The sequence below is a fragment of the Actinomycetota bacterium genome, assembly GCA_030774015.1.
Taxonomy (GTDB): Bacteria; Actinomycetota; UBA4738; order UBA4738; family JACQTL01; genus JALYLZ01.
Window position 1 is genome coordinate 1 of record JALYLZ010000019.1, and the last position, 3,425, is coordinate 3,425.

The following is a 3,425-nucleotide window of genomic DNA, read 5'->3' on the forward strand; positions in this document are numbered from 1 at the left end:
ACGACGCCGAGCGCGCGGTACGGGCGGCGCTCGAGCTGGTGGCGTCCGTGGCGGCGCTCGGCGAGGAGGTCGGCGCGACGGACCTCCGGGCCCGGGCCGGCGTGCTGACCGGGGAGGCCGCCGTGACCATCGGGGCGGAGGGCCAGGGCATGGTCGCGGGCGACCTGGTGAACACGGCCTCCCGCCTACAGTCCGCAGCCGAGCCCGGGACCGTCCTGGTCGGCGACTCCACCCGCCGGGCCACCGACGCGGCCATCGCCTACGAGGACGCCGGCGACCACGAGCTGAAGGGGAAGGCCGAGCCGATGCGGCTGTGGAGGGCGGCCCGGGTGGTGGCCGGCGTGGGCGGCGCCCTGAAGTCCACCGGCCTCGAGGCCCCGTTCGTGGGACGGGATCGGGAGCTCCGCCTGGTGAAGGAGCTCTTCCACGGGTCGGCGGAAGAGGGGAAGGCCCACCTGGTGTCGATCGTGGGGATCGCCGGGATCGGCAAGTCCCGCCTGGGGTGGGAGTTCTACAAGTACATGGACGGCCTCCGGGAGCTGTTCCGGTGGCATCGGGGACGGTGTCTCGCATACGGCGACGGCGTCACGTACTGGGCCCTCGCCGAGATGATCCGCGGGCGGGCCGAGATCCTGGAGGGGGAGGAGGCATCCGCGGCGCAGGCCAAGCTCCACTCGGCCGTCGAGCGATACATCTCAGACCCGGAGGAGCGCCGGTGGGTCGAGCCGAGGCTCGCGCACCTCATCGGACTCGAGGAGAGGGCCGCTCGAGACCGGGAGGATCTCTTCGCCGGGTGGCGGCTGTTCTTCGAGCGGATGGCCGAGGAACGTCCCGTGATCCTCTCCTTCGAGGACATGCAGTGGGCAGACGCGGCGTTGCTCGACTTCATCGAGTATCTCCTCGAGTGGTCGCGCAACCACCCGATCTACATCCTCGTGACGGCTCGGCCGGACTTGCTGGAACGCCGGCACGATTGGGGGGCGGGCAAGCGTACCTTCACGTCGCTCTACCTGGAGCCGCTCGCGCGGGAAACGATGCGGCAGCTCCTTGCCGGATTGGTCCCAGGCCTTCCCGACGAACTCCGGGACCAGATCCTGGATCGGGCCGAAGGCGTCCCGCTCTACGCCGTGGAGACGGTGCGGATGCTCCTCGATCGGGGGCTTCTGGTCCAGGAAGGGAACGAGTATCGGCCCACCGGGCCCATCGAAGCCCTCGAGGTCCCCGAGACCCTGCACGCCCTCATCGCGGCGAGGCTCGATGGGCTTGGGACCGGGGAACGCAGGCTGCTCCAGGACGCTGCGGTGCTCGGAAAGACGTTCACGAAGGCGGCGCTGGGCGCCATCACGCCGCAATCAGAAGACGCGCTCGAGCCGCTTCTCTCGTCGCTCGTCCACAAGGAAGTCCTCGGCATCCAGGCTGACCCTCGATCTCCCGAGCGTGGCCAGTACGGGTTCCTCCAGGACCTGGTCAGGCGGGTCGCCTACGAGACCCTATCGAAGAGGGAGCGCAAGGCGAAGCACCTCGCCGTCGCCGCGTTCCTCGAGGAGACGTGGGCCCAGGAGGAGGAGGACGTCGTCGAGGTCCTCGCGTCCCACTACCTCGACGCCTACCACGCCGCCCCCGACGCCCCCGACGCCTCCGAGATCAAGGCGCGGGCCCGCGACAGGCTGACCAGGGCCGGCGAGCGGGCGGCGTCCCTCGCCGCGAACCAGCAGGCCCAGCACTACTTCGAGCAAGCCATCGAGCTGACCGACGATCCCCTCACCCGGGCCGAACTGCACGAGCGAGCCGGGAGGATGGCGTGGACAGGCGGGACGACCGCCGAAGCACGCTCCCACCACGAGGCCGCCATCACCACCTTCGAGTCGATCGGCCTCACCCATCCCGCGGCCAGGGTCTCGGCGGCCCTGGCTGAGGTCACGTGGCAGGAGGGGCACATCGAGGAAGCCGTGCAACGGATGGAGGAGGCCTTCGAGGTCCTGTCCGGCGAGGAACAGGATGCCGACCTGGCGGCCCTGGCCGCGCAACTCGGAAGGCTCCTGTACTTCAGCGGCAGGACCGACGAGGCTTTGGTGCGAATCGAGCTCGCACTCGAGATCGGCGAGGCCCTTCGTCTTCAGGAGGTCATGTCGCAGGCCTTGAACACGAAGGGCTTGATCCTCGGGACGCGCGGCCGCTTCGAGGAAGGCACCATCCTGGTGCGGCACTCGCTCCAGCTTGCCCTGGACAACGACCTGTCGGCCGCCGCGCTTCGGGCATTCGGGAACCTGGGCGCCCTGGCGAGCTGGCAGGACCGCCTCGAGGAGGTCATGGAGTGGGTGCAGCGAGGCCTCGAACATGCCCGCAAGGTCGGTGACCGCCTCTACGAACTCTCCGCATTGCTGGGCCCCATTCCCGACCTCGCCTACCTGGGAAGGTGGGACGAGGCCGTCGCCCTCGCAGAGGAGTTCGGAGCCAACGAAGACCTGCCGGAAGGCATCCTCACGGGGATCCTCATGCTTGCCCACGTGTACGTCCACCGGGGCCAGCTCGACGCCGCCCGGGACGTGCTGGCTCTGATCCCCGAAGGTGAGTCGGCACGCGACGTGCAGACCCGTGCCGTGTACCAGGTGGCCCGGGCACCGCTCCTGCGGGCGGAGGGCAGGCTCGTCGAAGCGCTCGCCGCCGGACAGGACGCGTACCGAACGCGGCACGAGATGGGCCTCCAGCACCAGGCCGTGAAGGAGGGACTCGCGGAAGCACTCGAGGCCGCGTTTGCCCTGGGCGACCTCGAAAGGGCCGAGGATCTCCTCGGGGAGATCGAGGCGATGCGCCCCGGTGAACTCACGCCGTATCTGCAGGCCCAGGGCGCCCGGTTCGGCGCCCGCCTGAGCGCTGCCCGTTCGGACATCGAGCGTGTCGAGCCGGGCTTCGCGGCGGCCGCCGAGCGGTTCCGCGAGCTGTCCATGCCTTTTCTCCGGGCGGTCACGCTGCTGGAGCACGGAGAGTGGCTGGCCGTCCAGGACCGTTACGCGGAGGCCGTGCCCCTGCTCGACGACGCGAGAGAGATCTTCGAGCGCCTGAGGGCCCGTCCCTGGCTCGAGCGGCTGGAGCGCACCCACGCAGCCCTCGGGGTGAGCCCATGAACTGTCCGAACTGCGGGTTCGAGAACGAGGCCGGACGCAAGTTCTGCGGCGAATGCGGATCGGCGCTGGCCAGGTTGTGTCCGTCCTGCGGTGCCCCCAACGCGCCCTCGATGAAATTCTGCGGGCAGTGCGGGTCGGCCCTCGGCGCCGGAGCCCCGGCCGCTCCCGAATCCCCCGCCTCAGAGCGCCGCCTGGTGTCCGTGCTGTTCGCGGACCTGGTCGGGTTCACCTCGCTCTCGGAGAGCCGCGACGCCGAGGAGGTCCGGGAGCTGCTGACCCGCTACTTCGACACCTCCCGGA

Annotated in this window: 2 protein-coding genes; both read left to right on the top strand. The window is 70.1% G+C overall.

What is annotated here, in order from left to right; translation table 11 throughout:
- Nucleotides 1–3,125: AAA family ATPase (locus tag M3Q23_01255; GenBank protein ID MDP9340740.1), on the top strand; the 3,125-nt coding region annotated here is incomplete at its 5' end.
- Nucleotides 3,122–3,425: zinc-ribbon domain-containing protein (locus M3Q23_01260; protein ID MDP9340741.1), on the top strand; the 304-nt coding region annotated here is incomplete at its 3' end. The genes M3Q23_01255 and M3Q23_01260, both read left to right, overlap by 4 nt.